Genomic DNA, 17539 nt, shown 5'->3' with positions numbered 1-17539 from the left:
TTTCGATCACAGGAGCACAAGGTCATACCGGGGCCGCGTGTTTTCCCAGATCCGAAAGGAGATCCCCATCAGATCTGCACGGTTGCGCCACCTCCTATCCGCACCCCTCCACACACAAACCTTTCACCACCGGAGCCCACCGGATCGGGGGAAACCAATCGGTCATTTCGGACATTCGGTTGACAGGGCGCCGCTCGAACCGATTTGCTTGTCCCCATGCACGCCGAGCACCACGCGCCCTTCCGGACTCGCCGCCCCGAGTCCTGCTGCGTCGCGCTCGCCCAGAGCTGTTGTTGTTCCTTCCGCTGCCGCTGATCCCCTGTCCGGCCGCCACGGCCGCCGGCACCTTTCCGCATCATGCGCACCCCAAGGAACACACACCCCTCATGTACTCCGACGTCTCGATCGCCGGTGACCCACTCGAGCTGCCCCACCTGCTCCCGCCGGTGCCCCGACACCCCAGCACCGTCGCGGAGTTCGCCGGACTCGCCCGCTCCATCGCCGCCGACCGCGCGCAGTGGGCCCCGCAGGTGCGCTACGACGCCACCACCCGTTGGTACGCGCGCCTGCGAACCGGACCCGGCTACGAAGTGTGGCTGTTGAGCTGGCTGCCCGGGCAAGGCAGCGGGCTGCACGACCACGGCCGCTCCAGCGGCGTGCTGACCGTCCTGGACGGCACCCTGCACGAGCGCGCGCTGACCCCCCGCGGTGAGACCCGCCGCGTCCTGACGCCCGGTCACCAGCGCGTGTTCGCCCCGGGTTACGTCCACGACGTCGCCAACGAGTCGCTGGACGGCGCCGTCAGCCTGCACGTGTACTTCCCCGGGCTGACCGAGATGACCCCGTACGCGTGCACCCCGGGCGCCCTTACACCCGCGCAGGCGTAGTCGGCCCGAGGCCCGGGCACCGCACGTCACGGGGCTGACAGACTGGGGCCATGCGAATCGTGGTTCTGGCCGGAGGTATCGGAGGAGCGCGCTTCCTGCGCGGCCTCAAGGCAGCGGCGCCGGAGGCGGACATCACCGTCATCGGCAACACCGGAGACGACATCCACCTGTTCGGGCTGAAGGTCTGCCCCGACCTCGACACCGTCATGTACACCCTGGGCGGCGGCATCCACGAGGAGCAGGGGTGGGGGCGGGCAGACGAGACCTTCGCGGTCAAGGACGAGCTCGCCGCCTACGGCGTCGGACCGGAGTGGTTCGGCCTGGGCGACCGGGACTTCGCCACCCACATCGTCCGCACCCAGATGATCGGTGCGGGTTATCCGCTCAGCGCGGTCACCGAGGCGCTGTGCGCCCGCTGGCAACCCGGGGTGCGGCTCATCCCGATGTCCGACGACCGGGTCGAGACCCATGTGCTCGTGGAGGTCGACGGGGAGCGCAAGGCGGTCCACTTCCAGGAGTACTGGGTGCGGCTGCGCGCGTCGGTGCCCGCGCACGCGGTGGTGCCGGTCGGCGCGGAGAACGCGAAGCCCGCCCCTGGGGTGCTGGAGGCGATCGGCAGCGCGGACCTGGTCGTGTTCCCGCCGTCGAACCCGGTGGTGAGCGTCGGCACCATCCTGGCCGTACCGGGAGTGCGCGAGGCGATCGCGGAGGCCGGGGTGCCGGTGGTGGGCCTGTCCCCCATCGTCGGCGACGCGCCGGTGCGCGGGATGGCCGACAAGGTGCTGGCGGCCGTGGGCGTGGAGTCCACCGCGGCGGCGGTGGCGGCGCACTACGGCAGCGGGCTGCTGGACGGGTGGCTGGTGGACACCGTGGACGCGGGAGCCGCCCCGCAGGTCGAGGCGGCCGGCATCCGCTGCCGGGCGGTGCCGCTGCTCATGACGGACCTGGCGGCGACCACACAGATGGCGCGTGAGGCCCTCGCGCTGGCCGAGGAGGTGCGGGCATGACCGCGACCGCCCCCCGCTACGAGGTGTTCGCCGTCCCCGGGATCGGCGAGGTGCAGCCCGGCGCCGACATCGCCAAGCTGATCGTCGCCACCGGCGTCGCCCTGGCCGACGGCGACGTGGTGGTCGTCACGTCAAAGATCGTCAGCAAGGCCGAAGGGCGGCTGGTGGAGGCGGACGACCGCGAGGCCGCGATCGACGCGGAAACGGTGCGGCTGGTGGCCCGGCGCGGGAACACCCGGATCGTGGAGAGCCGGCACGGCTTCGTGATGGCCGCGGCCGGGGTCGACGCGTCCAACACCCCGGCGGGCACCGTACTGCTGCTGCCCGAGGACCCCGACGCCTCCGCCCGGCGCATCCGGCAGGGGCTGCGGGACGCGCTGGGCGTACAGGTCGGCATCGTCGTCACCGACACCTTCGGGCGGCCCTGGCGCTCCGGGCTCACCGACGTGGCGATCGGCGCGGCCGGCGTGCAGGTACTGGACGACCTGCGGGGCGGCGAGGACTCCCACGGCAACCCCTTGAACGTCACGATCACCGCGACCGCGGACGAGCTGGCCGCGGCCGGCGACCTCGTCAAGGGCAAGGCCACCGGGATGCCCGTCGCGGTGGTCCGCGGCCTGGCACGCGTCCTGCGCCCCCAGAAGGCGGACGGGGCCGACGACCCGGAGGACATCGGGGCCCGGGCCCTGGTGCGGTCGGCGGCCAGCGACATGTTCCGGCTGGGCACGTCCGAGGCCGTACGGGAAGCGGTGTCGCTGCGGCGCACCGTGCGGGAGTTCAGCGACGCGCCGGTGGACCCGGCGGCGGTGCGGCGCGCCGTCGCCCTCGCGGTGACCGCGCCCGCCCCGCACCACACCACGCCGTGGCGGTTCGTGCTGCTGGAGACGCCGGAGGCGCGGCTGCGGCTGCTGGACGCGATGCGGGACGCGTGGGCCGCCGACCTGCGCGGTGACGGCTTCTCGGAGGAGAGCGTCGCCAAGCGGCTGCGGCGCGGCGAGGTGCTGCGCAGGGCGCCGTATCTGGTGGTGCCGTGCCTGGTCACCGAGGGCGGCGCGCACACGTACCCGGACGAGCGGCGGGCGACGGCCGAGCGGGAGATGTTCCTGGTCTCCGGCGGCGCCGGGGTGCAGAACCTCCTGGTCGCTCTGGCCGGGGAGCAGTTGGGGTCGGCGTGGGTGTCCTCCGCGCTGTTCTGCCGCGACGTGGTGCGCAAGGTGCTCGACCTGCCGCCGTCGTGGGACCCGCTGGGCACCATCGCGGTCGGCCACCCCGCAGCTGCACCCGCGCCCAGGGCCGAGCGCGCGGCGGAGCCGTTCCTCGCGGTGCGCTGACCGCGCGGGCTCCGGCGGTCACGTCAGCCGGCGGCCGTCCGGCGCCCGCGCCGCGCCAGCGGGCGCCGCGGGATTCCGGTTCGGGTTCCGGTTCGGGTTCGGGTTCCGCTTCAGCGGTGCCGGGCCGGCGCCATCCGCGGCGCGCGCCGTGGCGGGGCGGGCGCGGCCAGCAGGATCAGCCGGGCGGCGCGGTGCCGCTGCCCGGCGTACGGGGCCAGCAGCCGCAGCATCGTCTCGTCGTCGCAGCGCGGTTCGCCGGTCAGCGCGTAGCCGATGTGGTGCGGCAGGTGCAGGTCGCCGACGGTCACCGCGTCGGGGGCGCCGTGGCTGCGCTGGAGGGTCTCCGCGGCGGTCCACGGGCCGATGCCGGGGACCGTCGTGAGCAAAGCCGCGGCCTCCTCGGCGGGGCGGGCGGCCAGGGAGTCGAGGCGGCCGCCCAGACGCACCGCGCGCAGGACGGCGGAGGCGCGCTTGTTGTCCACGCCGGCGCCGCGCCAGTCCCAGGACGGCACCCGGGCCCAGCCGGCCGCGTCGGGCATGACCCGCATACCGGGCGGCGCCCCGGCGTCCCGCGGCCCGGGGGCGGCCTCGCCGTGCTGGAGCAGGAGCAGCCGCCAGGCGCGGTACGCCTCGATCGTGGTGACCTTCTGCTCCAGCACCGAGGGGATCAGCGACTCCAGCACCAGCCCGGTGCGGGTCAGCCGCAGCCCGGGGTGCCGCCGGTGCGCAGCGTGCACCAGGCGGTGCCGCGGTACGAACGCCGACGGGTCGTCGTCGGCGCCCAGCAGCGCGGGCAGGCCGTCGAGCAGCCACTGCGCGCCCGGGCCCCAGGCGGTGCCCTCGATCGCGGCGGGGCTGCCGGTCAGGCGCAGGGTGGCCGGGCCCGCGGGGGTGCGGCTGGCCCGCCACACGGTGCCGTCGGGGGTGATCCGGAAGGCGGGGTCGCCGCCGCCGCGGCGCAGCGGCATGAGGGTGCGGCGCACGTCGAGGGGGAAGGGGGGTGCCCAGGTGCGGGTGCGGCCCCGGGGCGCCTGCGCGGCGGCGGGCCTGGGGGACGCGGTGTCTTCGGGCACCCCGGAAGGGTATAGCGGGCGACTGCGAAGGCTCGTCGGCGCCCTCGCCCCACGGATTCCGCTTCGCCCCTGACAGCCCCGGCGCAGACCCCAGCTCCACCGCTGACAGGCCCCCGGCTCCTCCGCTGACAGAGCCCCGGCGGCCCGGACCGGCCGGGCCCAGACCGCCCGCGCCCCCGCCTCCGGCCCCAGGCCGCACCGCGCCCCCGCCCCCCGGCCCCGGGCCGCGCCGCGCCCCCGGTCCGTGCCCCCCGGTCCCCCCGCCCCCGCCTACTGGTCGGAGGAGAACCGCACGCTCCCCGCCGGGATACGTGCGTCGCACCACACGCGGGCGCCGCCGAGCAGTTCGTTGTCGGCGCCGACCTCCGCGTTGTCGCCGACCACCGCCCCGACGAGGACCGCGCGGCTGCCGACCCGGGCGTTGACCCCGATCAGGCTGTCGCGCACCACCGCGCCCGGCTCGATCCGCGCGCCGGCCAGTACGGCGCTGCCCTCCACCAGGGCGCCGGACCCGATGACCGCGCCCTCGGCGACACAGGTGCCGGCGAAGAGCTTGGCGTCCTCGGCGACCTCGGCGCCGGGCAGCACGAGCCGTTCGCCGCGACGCCCGGGGACGGCCGGCGAGGGGGCGCGGCCCAGGACGAGGTCGGCGGAGCCGCGGACGAACGCCTGCGGGGTGCCGAGGTCGAGCCAGTACGTGGAGTCCACCATGCCGTGCAGGTGAGCGCCCTCGGCGAGCAGTCCGGGGAAGGTCTCCCGCTCGACGGAGACCGGACGGCCGGCGGGGATCTCGTCGAGCAGGGCGCGGGTGAAGACGTACGCGCCCGCGTTGATCTGGTCGGTGACGATCTCCTCGGGCGTCTGCGGCTTCTCCAGGAAGGCGGTGACCCGGCCGTCCGGGTCGGTGGGCACCAGCCCGAAGGCGCGCGGGTCCTCGACCCGGGTCAGGTGCAGCGACACGTCGGCGCCGCCGGCGCGGTGGGCGGCGACCAGGGCGCCGATGTCCAGGCCGGTGAGGATGTCGCCGTTGAAGACGAGGACCGGTTCGCCGGGCGCGGAGTGCAGTCGGTGGGCGACGTTGCGCAGGGCGCCGCCGGTGCCGAGCGGGTCGGTCTCGGTGACGTACTCCAGGTGCAGGCCGAGCGCCGAGCCGTCGCCGAAGTACGGCTCGAAGACCTCGGCCAGGTAGGACGTGGCCATCACCACGTGCTCGACGCCCGCGGCGCGGGCCCTGGCCAGTTGGTGGGTGAGGAACGGCACCCCCGCGGCCGGGACCATCGGCTTGGGGGTGTGTACGGTGAGCGGGCGCAGTCTGGTGCCCTTGCCGCCGACCAGCAGGATCGCCTCGGTGGCGGGACGGCGGGTCGGGTCGGCTGTACCGGCCGCGGAGGCGGGGTGTGCTCGCATGGGAACGATAGTGGCATAAGCGGTAAACCCGATAAACCACCACCTGATAACTCGTCAGCACGTCTGCCGCTGCGGCGAACCGGCACACCGGGCCGGGTCCGCGTATCGCCCCAGGTAGCCTGGGCCGTGTGACCTCCAGCGCACTGACCCCCGCCGGACTGCTCGCCGACGCGCTGCGCGCCGACCCGGGCCGCCCGTTGATCACCTTCTACGACGACGCGACCGGCGAGCGGGTCGAGCTGTCGGTGGCGACCTTCGCCAACTGGGTGGCGAAGACGGCGAACCTGATCCAGGACGAGCTGGGCGCCGAACCCGGCGACCGGGTCGCGCTGCTGCTGCCCGCGCACTGGCAGACCGCGGTGTGGCTGGTGGCCGCGTCCGCCGCCGGCGTCGTCGCGGTGCCCGGCGGCGATCCGGCGGCGGCCGACCTGGTGGTGAGCGGCCCGGACACCCTGGAGGAGGCCGCGCGCTGCGCCGGCCCGCGGGTGGCGATGGCGCTGCGGCCGCTCGGCGGGCGGTTCCTCCAGCCGCCGCCGCAGCCGTTCCTGGACTACGCGGTCGAAGTGCCCTCCCAGAGCGACCGTTTCACGCCCTACGTGCCGGTCGGACCGGACGACCCGGCGCTCGAACTGCCGGGCGGGGAGACCCTCACCGGCGCGGAGGTGGTGGCCAGGGCCCGCGCCGAGGCCGAGGCGCTGGGGCTGGCGCCGGGCGCGCGGCTGCTGTCCGGGCTGCCGTACGACGGTTGGCACGGGCTGGCCGCGGGGCTGCTGGCACCGCTCGCCGCAGGCGCCTCCGTCGTCCTGTGCCGGCACCTCGACCAGTTGCCGGCCGACGCGCTGGAGCGCCGCAAGGACGCGGAGCGCGTGACCCGCACGGTCGCACCGGGCGCCGCCTGAGCACCACTGATCACGCAGGTGCCGATCCTGCATGAAAATTTCCTCAACTCCCGCACAGAATGCGCGCTCCGGGCAACCCTTGCGGTATTTCGACTGTCTGAACGAATGCCGCGCGGGTACTCGGGTCCGATCCCTCCGGCGACTGGATGACGCCCGGCACCGCCCGCCGGGCCCCTGACCGAGGGACGGGCACGACGTGACCACGCCAGCGCAGCCATCGCGGGACGACTCCGCCGCGGACCCGGAGGACGAAGCGCCGGAAGCCGACGAATCCGCCGAAGCACCCGTGAAGGCCGAAACCGCCGAGGCGCCCGTACCCGCGCCCGACGAAACCGACCAGCCCGCCGAAGCCACCGAAGCACCCGCACCCGCACCCGCGCCCGACGAATCCGCCGCACCCGACTCCGATGCCGAAGTCCCCGCGCCCCGGCGCCGTTTCCGGTGGCTGAAGTACACCGCCATCGCCACCTCGGTGCTCGTGCTCGCCTGCGCCGGCGGCGTCTGGTACGTCTACCAGCACCTCAACGGCAACATCACCACCGACACGGTGACCGAGAACGAGCTGAAGGCGCAGGCGTCGCAGCGCCCGCCCGAGGGCCCGGCCTCGACCGAGAACATCCTGCTGATCGGCTCGGACAGCCGCAGCGGCGGCAACGACAAGTACGGCCAGGACACCGGCACCCAGCGCTCGGACACCACGATCCTGCTGCACCTGTCGGCCGACCGCAGCAACGCCACCGCGGTGAGCATCCCGCGCGACCTGATGGTGCACGTGCCCAAGTGCACCAAGTCCGACGGCAGCACGGTCGCCGCGAAGTTCGAACAGTTCAACTGGGCCTTCGAGTTCGGCGGCGCGGCCTGCACCATCCGCGCGGTCGAGGAGCTGACCGGCGTACGGGTCGACCACCACCTGATCGTCGACTTCAGCGGCTTCAAGAACATGGTGAACGCGGTCGGCGGCGTCGAGGTGTGCACCCCGGTCGCCATCCATGACACGTACTCGCACCTGAACCTGTCCGCGGGCAAGCACAAGCTCAACGGCGAACAGGCGCTGGGCTACGTACGGGTCCGGCACGGCATCGGCGACGGCAGCGACACCGAACGGATCAGCCGCCAGCAGGACTTCCTCGCGTCGCTGATCAAGAAGGTGCAGAGCAACGGGGTGCTGCTCAACCCCGGCAAGGTGTACCCGCTGCTGGACGCGGCCACCAAGTCGCTGACGGCCGACCCCGGCCTCAACTCGCTCAGCGACCTGTACGCGCTGGCGCAGCGCCTCCAGAAGATACCCGCCGGCTCGATCCACTTCGTCACCGCGCCCGTCGAGCCCTACGTGCAGGACCGCAACCGCGACCAGTTGGTGCAGCCCGACGCCGAGACGCTCTTCGCCGCCATACGCGCCGACCAGCCGGTGCGGGTGAGCAGCGACGGCACGAGCAGCAGCGACGACAGCGGTACGAGCGGCAGTACGAGCAGCACGGCCGGCGCGTCGCCTTCGCCTTCGGACAGTCCGTCGGACAGCCCCTCGGCCACCGGCTCCGCGACCCCGTCGAGCACCCCTTCGACCAGCCCTTCGACCAGCCCTTCGAACGCTCCGACCTTCAAGGGAACGACGGCCGACCGAGACATCTGCGGCAAAGGCCGATGAACTAAGGTAGGGCGCTTAAGGCCACTGCGGATGGAGGTCCCGAGCGACCGTGGACACGCAAGGCTCCGAGTACGTCGACCCCGCTGACCAATGGGTGCTCGACCCGGTCACGGGCACCTACCAACTGCGGCTGGAACCGGCCGAGTCGGCGACGGAACCCGCACCCGAGCCCGCACCTGCGGCCGCACCCGGTCCCGTACCACCGCCCGCCGCGCCGCGCCCGCCCGGCAGCCGCCGGGCCGCCGCCGGCCGCGGCTCCCGGCGTGCGGGCGGGACCCGGGCCGCGGGCGCCGCGGGCACCACCGGAGCCACCGCCGCACCCAGCCGCCGCAAGCCCAAGCAGCACCGGAGCATGACGACGGTGTGGGCGGCCGGCGTCATCGGCCTGGCGGTCGTCGCGGGCGGGGTCGGCGGCTACGCCGCGTTCCACAAGTCCGGTGCGGTGGTGCACACCCTGGACGTCGGCAACGCGGGCACCTCCTCCTTCTCCGCCACCGGTCAGATGAACATCCTGATGCTCGGCACCGACAGCCGGGCCGGGATCGGCCACGAGTCCGGCACCGCGGCCGCGACCGGGCAGGCCGACACCGCGGTGCTGCTGCACCTGTCGGCCGACCGCAGCAACGCCACCGCGGTGAGCATCCCGCCCAACCTCGTCACCGACGTGCCCGAGTGCCCGGTGGGCGACACCGTGGTCAAGGGCGCGAGCGGGCAGCGGTTCGCCACGGTGCTCGCCGGACGCGACGCAGGCTGCGCGATGCGGCTGGTCTCCCAGCTCACCGGGCTGCACGTGGACCACTTCGTGATGGTGGACTTCGCCGCGGTGCAGCGGCTGACCACGGCCCTCGGCGGTGTGGAGATGTGCCTGAAGCAGCCGCTGCACGACGCCTCGACCGGGCTCTCGCTCGGCGCGGGTCGGCAGAAGGTGGCCGGTGCGCAGGCGCTGGCGCTGGTGCGCGCGGAACAGGAACTGCCCGGCTCGTCCGGCGTGCCCGCGGGCGGCGACCTGGCCCGGGTGCAGGTCCAGCAGCAGTTCCTGGCCGCGCTGTTCCGCACCGCCACCTCGGGTTCGGCGCTGACCGACCCGAAGAAGCTCAAGGCGCTGGCCACCACGGCCGCGGGCGTGCTGACCGTGGACACCCCGATCGGCAGCGTCAGCGCGCTCGACACCCTGGCCGGCCAGTTCGGCAAGGTCGCCGGCAAGCACTTCACGCTCGCCGAACTGCCGGTCGAGCAGAATCCGGACGACAGCACGCACCGCACCGTCGTCATCGACCAGGCGAAGTCCACGCAGCTGTTCGGCGTGGTCAAGCAGGACATCTCGCTGTCGGACGGCTCCGCCCGGACGGACCCCAAGCTGATCGGCGCCAAGGCCACTCCGCACAACACCCGCGTGACCGTCTACAACGGCACCGGTTCGTTCGGCGCCTCGCAGGACGTGCTCCTCTGGCTCCAGAACGACGAGGGCGTCAACCGCTCGGCCAACGGCGGCGACTCCGCGACGCGCGCGGCGAAGACGACGCTGCGCTACGCCCCGAACCAGGCCGACCAGGCCCGCTCGCTGGCCGCGATGATGGGCCTGCCCGCGTCCGCGCTGATCGAGGGCACCAAGGACGTGCCGCCGCTGACGTACATGTCGCTCACCCTGGGCGCGGACTACACCAAGCCGGGCACGCCGATCGCCCCGCCCACCACCCCGCCCAAGGGCCTGAAGTCGATCACGGCGGACGACACCTCCTGCGTGGGATAGGCCACCGCGTCACCGCGATGACGGGCCCGGTATGTCCTGCCCCCCGCATGCAACTATGTCCGCCATCCGACCGTCTGACATAAGGACGGTCTGAGGAGACGGTCATGGACGGTCTGAAACGACTATCCGAAACGACGGTCTGATAAGCAGACGACGAAGACGGGATGACGGCTGCCCCAGCCGGACCGGTGAGCGGAGGAGTCCGTATGCGCGACGGCAGGGTGGGAGAGCCCGGCTACGGGGCTGCTTCCGACCCCGGCGGCCCGGACTGGGACCAGGGCTCCTTCCACGACGGCGCGATACCCGGGCCGCGTTCGGGCGGCTCCGGCTATTTCGACGGCTCGGGTGGTGCCGGCGACCCCGGAGGTGCCAGCGGCTCCGGCGGCTTCGACGGCCCCGGCGGTTCCGGCGACAGCCCCACCCCGTCCGGCGCCGCGGCCGGCGCCGCGGGTCACGGCGGCGGGCACCGGCGCGGCGGGCGGCGCAAGACCAGGAGCCGCAAGCGCAAGGTGTTCCGCTGGGTGGCCATCGTGGTCGCGGTGGCCGTACTCGGCACCGCGGGCGCGGCCTACGGCTACTACGAGTACCTCGCCGGCAAGATCCGCAAGGGCGAGCGCAGCAGCGGCAAGACGAACGTCGCCAAGTCCAAGGCGAACTCCGCGGGCCAGACCCCGATGAACATCATGATCCTCGGCTCCGACACCCGCTCCGACCCCGAGGACGCGAAGCTCGGCGGCGCGGCGGACGCGACCGGCGCCCGGGCCGACGTGATCATGATCGCCCACCTGTCGGCCGACCGCAGCAACATGTCGGTGGTGAGCATCCCCCGCGACACCCGGGTGGACATCCCCGAGTGCACCGACCCCAAGACGCACAAGGTCTACGCGAAGACGAACGACATCATCAACGCCTCGCTCAGCCGCGGCGGCGCGGGCTGCACCCTGGCCACCGTGCAGAACCTCACCGGCGTCTACATCGACCACTGGCTGACCATCGACTTCGCGGGCGTGGTGAAGATGGCCGACGTCGTCGGCGGCGTCGACGTCTGCGTCAAGGAGAACGTCGACGACCACGCGACCGCGGCCCAGCCCGGCGGCTCGCACCTGCACCTGACCGCGGGCACCCACACCGTCAAGGGCCAGCAGGCGCTCCAGTGGCTGCGCACCCGGCACGCGTTCGGCAGCGACGCGGGCCGCTCGAAGGCGCAGCACATGTACATGAGCTCACTGATCCGCAAGCTGCGCGGCCAGAACCTCTTCACCGACCCGGCGAAGCTCAACAAGATCGCCACCACCGCGATGTCCGCGTTCGAGGTGTCCTCCGAGATCGGCACCCCGAAGAAGCTCTACGACCTCGGCATGCAGCTCAAGACGATCCCGCCGAACCGGATCACGATGCTGACCATGCCGCGGATCGAGGACCCCCAGGACCCGAACGCGCACTACCTGCCCGCGCCGAGCGCCTCGACGGTCTGGTCGCTGCTGCGCAACGACGTGGCGATGGACGCCAACGGCAAGGCGAAGACCGGCACCTCGTCGGCCACGCCGACCCCCTCGGCGACCACCGGCCCGGCGGCGCAGGCGCCCGCGAGCATCCCGGTCACCGTGGTCAACGGCACCGCGGGCAGCGCCGACGGCGTCGCCACCCCGGGCCGCGCCGGCGCACTCGCCAAGGCGCTGGGCACCGCGGGCTTCACCCAGGCGGCGGCCAGCCAGGACACCGGGCCGCGCGAGAGCACCGTGCTGAACTACCCCTCCAGCGGCGGCGCGCAGAGCAAGTCCGACGCGCTGTCGGTGGCGAAGGCGCTGAAGATCCCGTCGAACGACGTCAAGGCCTCCTCCGACGTGCAGACGATCACCCTGACCGTCGGCTCGGACTGGAAGAGCGGCACCGACTACAGCGCGACCCTGCCGAAGGCGGGCTCGGTGCCCGACGACGCCGACGTCATCAACGGCGCCGACACCACGGGCTGCATGGACATCCTGCCGGTCTACCAGTTCTGACCGCGGGCCCCGGGCACCCGGTGGCTCACCGACCGGCACGCACGAGGGGCCCACCGGAACCGGTGGGCCCCTCGCCGTACGCCGCTGAGGGAAGGCCGAGGGTCTACACGTCGGCCGGCTGGGCCGGGGCCGGCTCGGTCACGGCGGGCCGGCGGCTGGCGACGACCCGGCGGGCCAGCGACCGCGGGCTGGTCAGGAAGCCGTAGCCCCAGCACATGTGCATGGTGGCCAGCGCGAGCGGGATACGCAGCCGGGCGCCGATCGGCAGGCCGCGGCCGGCCGGCAGCGAGCCGAGGGTGATGCCCGCCACGTACGCGCCCGGGACGAGCAGCGCCCACGGGGTGGTGCCGCCGCCGAGCAGAAGTCCGGCCACGTTGGCGACCAGGGCGGTCGGGGCGGCGAGGTAGCGCGGGTTCACCGAGCCGCGGTGGTAGCGGGTCACCACCCGGCGCCAGCGGCCGTAGTCCTTGTATTGCTTGGCGAGGGCCCGCACGCTGGGCCGGGGGCGGTAGGACACGCGCAGTTCGGGCGAGAACCATATGAGGTGGCCGGCCTCGCGGATGCGGTAGTTCAGCTCCCAGTCCTGGGCGCGGACGAACTCCTCGTTGTAGCCGCCCTGCCGCTCCAGCACCTCACGGCGGAAGACGCCGAGGTAGACGGTGTCGGCGGGGGCCGCCGCGCCGCCGGTGTGGAAGGCCGCGTTGCCGACGCCGATCTTCGACGTCATGGCGGCGGCCACCGCCCGCTCCCAGTCGTTCTCGCCCTCGGCGTGCATGAGGCCGCCGACGTTCGCCGCGCCGGTGGCGTCCAGCAGCCGGACGGCGGTGGCGATGTAGTCCGGCGAGAGCATGCCGTGGCCGTCGACGCGGACCACGACCGGGTGCCGGGACGCCTTGATCGCCGCGTTGAGGGCTGCGGGGGTGCGGCCGGTGGGGTTGGGCACGGTGTGGACCCGCGGGTCCTCGGCGACCAGCTCCGCGGCGATCGCGTCGGTCCGGTCCGTGGACGGGCCGAGCGCGATGACGACCTCGAGCTCGCCCGGGTAGTCCTGCGCCAGGATGTGCCGGACGGAATTGCGCAGGTGGCGCTCCTCGTCGAGCACCGGCATGATCACGGAGACGGCCGGGAGCGCGGCGGGGGTGACGGCGTTCATTCCGGCAAACGTTACCGCTAACGGGGGACACCAGCGCGTGGGGTGAAGACTGACAGTCCTATTTGTCTCTAGCCTGATCGGGTCTTCAGGCGGCCAACCGGGTCGCAGCGCGCCGGCGGCGCCCCCGTCGCGACGGCCGCACCGCAACTGTTCGGAGGTCGCCCGTGCCGCCCACCCGAAGCCGCCAGTCGCCGTCCGGTGTCCGCCGCAGCGCCGTGGTCCCGGCGCCGACGCCGGCGCCGGCCACCGGGCAGGGGCGCGGCCCGGCGGGGCGGGTTCCGGCGGGTACGAGGAGGGCAGCCGCGCAGCCCGCGGGCCCGCGGCGGCCGCGGCGCAGGCCGCCGGTGCGGCTGAGCACCAGGATCGCGGGCGGGGTGGCGCTGCTGGTGATCACCGCCAGCGGGGTCGGCCACGCGATGGTGGCCGGGCTGAACGGCGCGATCAACCGGGTGGACGCCTTCGGCGGCATCCAGAACCGGCCGGGCGGCAGCAAGGGCACCAACTTCCTGCTGGTCGGCACCGACGGCCGGGACGGGCTGGACCCGCAGGAGAAGAAGCAGTACCACCTGGGCGGAGCGCCCTGCCACTGCACCGACACGATCATGCTGGTGCACCTCTCGCAGGACCGGGACCGGGCGAGCGTGGTGTCCATCCCCCGCGACACCTACGTACAGCTGCCGGACGTGGGCCCGGCCGCCGTCCTGGCGAAGCGGGGGCAGGGCGCCGGGAAGGCCGCCGCGGCCGCCAACGCCACCTCGGCGGGCGGCAGGCCGCTGGTCCCGACGCACCCGGCGAAGATCAACGAGGCGTACGCCGACGGCGGCCCCAAGCTCACCGTCAGCACGGTCGAGAAGCTGACCGGGGTGCACATCGACCACTACCTGGAAGTCGACTTCGTCAGCTTCATGAAGACCGTGGACGTGCTCGGCGGGGTCCCGGTGTGCACCACCCGCCCGTTGAAGGACTCCTACAGCGGGCTGAACCTGCCGGTGGGCACCACCACGCTCAACGGCGGCCAGGCCCTTCAGTACGTACGCTCCCGGCACATCGACGCCGACTCCGACCTCGGGCGGATGCGGCGCCAGCAGCAGTTCGTCTCCCAGGTCATCCACAAGATCACCTCGGGCGGCACCCTGGCCAACCCGATGCGGCTGGAGAAGGTGGCCGGCACCGTGCTCGGCTCGGTCCGCGCCGACGAGGGACTGCGGCCGACCGACCTGATCTCGCTGGCCCGCAGCATGAAGGGCTTCAGCTCCAAGTCGTCGGAGTACGCCTCGGTGCCGCTGAGCGATCTGAGCTACCACGTGCCGGGGGTCGGCTCCACCGTGAAGTGGGACACCGCGAAGGCCGGGAAGCTGTGGGCCGCGGTCCGCGCCGACCAGCCGCTGACCGCGGACCGCGCCGGGGCCCGGCAGCCGTCCGCGGCGCCGCGGCCCACCGGGACCGTCGCCTCCGCCGGGACCGGCGGCGCGAACGGGTCCGCCGCGGGCTCCTCCTCCCCCAAGGCCGTCAAGGTCGACGTCGCCCCCGATGGGATCAGCGTCACCGTCGCCAACGCCACCGGCGTCAGCGGCTTGGCCGGCACCGTGCAGCGGGCCCTGCGCGCGACCGGTTTCGTCACCCCGGGGCTGGCCACCACCGCCGACGGCCACCCCGCGCAGACCACCATCCGCTACGACCCCCGGTGGGACCGCTCGGTGAAGACGCTGGCCGCCGCGCTGCCCGGGGCACGCCTGGTGCCGGACAAGGGCCGGGGCCCGGTGATGCAGGTCACCCTCGGCATGGACTTCAAGGGCCGTACGGTGCGGCCGGTGACCACGCTGGCGCCGCCGCCGGCCGCCTCCACACAGCCGGCACAGCCGGCACAGCAGGCACAGCAGGCCGCGGGATCGGGTCAGAGCGCCGACCCGGTGGGCTGCTGACTCAGCCGTCCAGGCCCTCCGCGGCGCGCTCGCGGCGCAGCTCCAGGATCGCGCGGCGGCGGGCCAGCCGGTGGGTGCGGCGGATCTGGGCCTCCTGCCAGCGGCGCCGGTCCCGGTCGTTCTCGCAGATCAGCGGCGGCACCGGGCGCGGCTTGCCCTCGGCGTCGACGGCCACGAAGACCAGGTAGGCGGTCGCGACCTGCTCACCGGGGCCGGCCTTGTTCCAGCGTTCGGCGACGACCCGGACGCCGACCTCCATGGACGTCTTGCCGGTCCAGTTCACCTGGGCCTCCACCTGGAGCAGGTCGCCGACCCGGACCGGGGCGAGGAAGGCCATCTCGTCCATGGCGCCGGTCACCGCCGGCCCCTCGGAGTGGCGGCCCGCGACGGCGCCGGCCGCGTCGTCCACCAGTTTCATCACCACGCCGCCGTGGACGGTGCCCAGCAGGTTGGTGTCGTGCGCGCTCATGATGTGGGAGAGCGTGATGCGGGAGGCGGAGGTGGGCTTCCCCGGGAGGACCGGGACCTGCGGGGTGGGCAGGGGTTCCGGCGCGGATGAGTCGATCACGCCGTCAACTGTATGCCGGTGGTGAAGACTGTCGCGGTCGTGTGCCCTTCTGTCGCGGGAGCGCTACGGCCGGTGGCCGAATGCATCGGGTCTGCCACAGAACCGCCGGTGATTGCCGGTCCCGCGCCGGGGCCGGGCACACTGGCGGGCATGAACGGTTGGAGCGATGACACCGAGCAGCGCAGGCTCTCCGAGCCGCCGCTGCCCCCTGAACTGTCGCCGCGTCGAGCCGCCGCCCACGGCGGTGTCCCGCCGCAGCAGGCACGGCGGCCGCAGCCGGGCCCGCAGCCTGGCGCCGGCGCCGGCTCCGGCGGCTACGGGCCGCCGAGCACGGGTGGACCGGGCGGCCGGGGGCCGCGCGGGCCGCGCTGGAGCACCCGCAGGAAGATCGGCTACACCGCGCTCGGCCTGGTCGTGGTGCTGCTCGTGGTGTCCGTCTCCACGTACTTCTGGGCCGACTCCAAGGTGCGCCGCGAGGTGGACCTGAGCGCGATCAACAAGGAGGCGGGCGCCCCGGCCAAGGGCAAGGGCACCAACTACCTGATCGTGGGCTCCGACAGCCGCGAGGGCCTGACCGCGGCCCAGGAGAAGGAGCTGCACACCGGCTCCGACTCCGGGCAGCGCACCGACTCGATGATGATCCTGCACACCGGCAGCAACGGCACCACGATGCTGAGCCTGCCGCGCGACTCCTACGTGACGATCCCGTCGTTCTACGGCAAGGAGACCAAGAAGCAGTACCCGGCCTCCACGCACAAGCTCAACAAGTCGTACGCGGACGGCGGCCCCGAGCTGCTGACCCGCACCGTGGAGTACAACACGGGCATCCACATCGACCACTACGCGGAGATCGGCTTCTCCGGCTTCGTGAACCTGGTCGACGCCTTGGGCGGGGTGCGGCTGTGCCTGGACGCGCCGCTGAAGGACAAGGCGTCGGGCGCGGACCTGCAGAAGGGCTGCCAGAAGGTCAACGGCAAGGAGTCCCTCGCCTACGTCCGCGAGCGGCACCAGGAGGCGGACCAGGACCTGGGGCGCATGAAGCACCAGCAGCAGTTCCTGTCCACGCTGGCGCACCAGGCGGCGTCGCCGTCCACCATCCTGAACCCGTTCAAGCTCTACCCGGTGATCGGCTCGGGTCTGGACACCCTGGTGGTGGACAAGAACATGAGCCTGCTCGACCTGACGCACATGTTCTTCGCGATGAAGGGCGTCAGCGGCGGCGACGGCAAGCAGCTGACGGTGCCGATAGCCAACGCCAACTACCAGACCGGCGACGGCGACTCGGTGCTGTGGGACAAGACGAAGTCCAAGCAGCTCTTCGGCGAGCTCCAGCAGGACGAGAAGGTCGACGTCGGCACCACCACCGGCTGACCGGCGCCCCGCCTCGTACGGGAGTCCCACAGGCAGCGGCCCCGGCCCCACGAACCCGAGAGGGGGTACCGGGGCCGCTGCCGTGCGTCACGCGGCGCGCATCCCGGTGGCCGCGGGCACCCACTGGTCCAGTTCGTTGCGCCAGTAGCGGGCGACGTTCAGCCGGGTCGGCTTCTGCTGGCCGGGCAGCTGGAACTTCAGCGAGCTCCACATGGTGTTGCGGTGGACCTCGCTGATGAGGCGGGCGGCCTCCTGCCGCGGTATCGCGGCGACCAGCTCCTTGGGACGGGCGCTCATCCGGCCCGCCTTGTGGAAGACCACGGCCTGCTCGGTGACCGTGACGAAGTAGTACTTCACGAACAGCGTCCCCATGGCGCCGATGGCCGCGATGAACCACGGGCTCGGGCCGGTCTGGACGTGGATCGTGGCGATCGGCCGGTCGGCCGGGTTGATCTGCGCGATGGCCTGCGCCACCTGCTCCTGCATGGTGGACTTGCGAATGGCCATGGACGTACCCCCATTG

Annotated in this window: 14 protein-coding genes; 9 read left to right on the top strand and 5 right to left on the bottom strand. The window is 73.2% G+C overall.

Annotation, left to right across the window (positions count from 1 at the left end):
- Nucleotides 1–386 precede the first annotated feature (386 nt).
- From AC3EVP_RS30465 to AC3EVP_RS30455, 3 genes are read left to right on the top strand one after another with little or no spacing between them, the layout of a single operon-like run.
- Entirely contained in the window at nt 387–887 is a 501-nt protein-coding gene (locus tag AC3EVP_RS30465) for a cysteine dioxygenase (RefSeq protein ID WP_435135475.1), read from the top strand.
- A 50-nt stretch (nt 888–937) separates the two neighbouring features.
- Nucleotides 938–1894: a 2-phospho-L-lactate transferase gene (cofD, locus tag AC3EVP_RS30460; RefSeq protein WP_335971177.1), complete on the top strand. Its 957-nt coding sequence runs from the start codon at nt 938–940 to the stop codon at nt 1892–1894.
- Nucleotides 1891–3225: a coenzyme F420-0:L-glutamate ligase gene (locus AC3EVP_RS30455; RefSeq protein ID WP_435135473.1), complete on the top strand. Its 1335-nt coding sequence runs from the start codon at nt 1891–1893 to the stop codon at nt 3223–3225. The genes cofD and AC3EVP_RS30455 overlap by 4 nt, the downstream gene beginning before the upstream one ends.
- Before the next feature lie 110 nt (nt 3226–3335).
- On the opposite strand, the gene AC3EVP_RS30450 is transcribed toward AC3EVP_RS30455, so the two are convergent.
- A complete protein-coding gene (locus tag AC3EVP_RS30450; RefSeq protein WP_435135471.1) occupies nt 3336–4298 on the bottom strand; it encodes a DNA-3-methyladenine glycosylase family protein in 963 nt (320 codons plus the stop codon).
- 270 nt (nt 4299–4568) lie between these two features.
- Nucleotides 4569–5705, bottom strand: coding sequence for a mannose-1-phosphate guanylyltransferase (manB, locus tag AC3EVP_RS30445; protein WP_335971173.1), 1137 nt, complete (start codon nt 5703–5705; stop codon nt 4569–4571).
- Between the two features lie 128 nt (nt 5706–5833).
- On the opposite strand from manB, the gene AC3EVP_RS30440 reads away from it, so the two are divergent.
- The 4 genes from AC3EVP_RS30440 to AC3EVP_RS30425 all read left to right on the top strand — a co-directional run bounded on the left by AC3EVP_RS30440 (nt 5834) and on the right by AC3EVP_RS30425 (nt 12002).
- On the top strand, nt 5834–6604 hold the full coding sequence (locus AC3EVP_RS30440; protein ID WP_435135469.1) for a TIGR03089 family protein: 771 nt from the start codon (nt 5834–5836) through the stop codon (nt 6602–6604).
- A gap of 196 nt (nt 6605–6800) precedes the next feature.
- On the top strand, nt 6801–8249 hold the full coding sequence (locus AC3EVP_RS30435; protein ID WP_435135467.1) for an LCP family protein: 1449 nt from the start codon (nt 6801–6803) through the stop codon (nt 8247–8249).
- A gap of 49 nt (nt 8250–8298) precedes the next feature.
- Complete coding sequence (locus tag AC3EVP_RS30430; protein ID WP_435135465.1) at nt 8299–9999, top strand: LCP family protein; 1701 nt, start codon at nt 8299–8301, stop codon at nt 9997–9999.
- Nucleotides 10000–10205: 206 nt separating this feature from the next.
- Nucleotides 10206–12002, top strand: a complete 1797-nt coding sequence (locus AC3EVP_RS30425) for an LCP family protein (protein ID WP_435135463.1) — start codon at nt 10206–10208, stop codon at nt 12000–12002.
- Nucleotides 12003–12105: 103 nt separating this feature from the next.
- On the opposite strand, the gene AC3EVP_RS30420 is transcribed toward AC3EVP_RS30425, so the two are convergent.
- On the bottom strand, nt 12106–13155 hold the full coding sequence (locus AC3EVP_RS30420; RefSeq protein WP_435135461.1) for a glycosyltransferase family 2 protein: 1050 nt from the start codon (nt 13153–13155) through the stop codon (nt 12106–12108).
- A gap of 215 nt (nt 13156–13370) precedes the next feature.
- Between AC3EVP_RS30420 and AC3EVP_RS30415 the strand changes: the two genes are divergently transcribed.
- Nucleotides 13371–15077: an LCP family protein gene (locus tag AC3EVP_RS30415; protein WP_435135495.1), complete on the top strand. Its 1707-nt coding sequence runs from the start codon at nt 13371–13373 to the stop codon at nt 15075–15077.
- A 1-nt stretch (nt 15078) separates the two neighbouring features.
- Here the strand turns inward: AC3EVP_RS30415 and AC3EVP_RS30410 are convergent, their stop codons facing one another.
- Nucleotides 15079–15546: an acyl-CoA thioesterase gene (locus tag AC3EVP_RS30410; protein ID WP_335971301.1), complete on the bottom strand. Its 468-nt coding sequence runs from the start codon at nt 15544–15546 to the stop codon at nt 15079–15081.
- 249 nt (nt 15547–15795) lie between these two features.
- Between AC3EVP_RS30410 and AC3EVP_RS30405 the strand changes: the two genes are divergently transcribed.
- Nucleotides 15796–17016: an LCP family protein gene (locus AC3EVP_RS30405; protein ID WP_335971158.1), complete on the top strand. Its 1221-nt coding sequence runs from the start codon at nt 15796–15798 to the stop codon at nt 17014–17016.
- A gap of 87 nt (nt 17017–17103) precedes the next feature.
- Here the strand turns inward: AC3EVP_RS30405 and AC3EVP_RS30400 are convergent, their stop codons facing one another.
- On the bottom strand, nt 17104–17523 hold the full coding sequence (locus tag AC3EVP_RS30400) for a hypothetical protein (RefSeq protein ID WP_335971156.1): 420 nt from the start codon (nt 17521–17523) through the stop codon (nt 17104–17106).
- Nucleotides 17524–17539 lie beyond the last annotated feature (16 nt).

The sequence above is a fragment of the Actinacidiphila sp. bgisy144 genome, from assembly GCF_057708105.1.
Note: the sequence above shows the minus strand (reverse complement) of the source record. Positions and strands in the feature narration are given on the sequence as shown.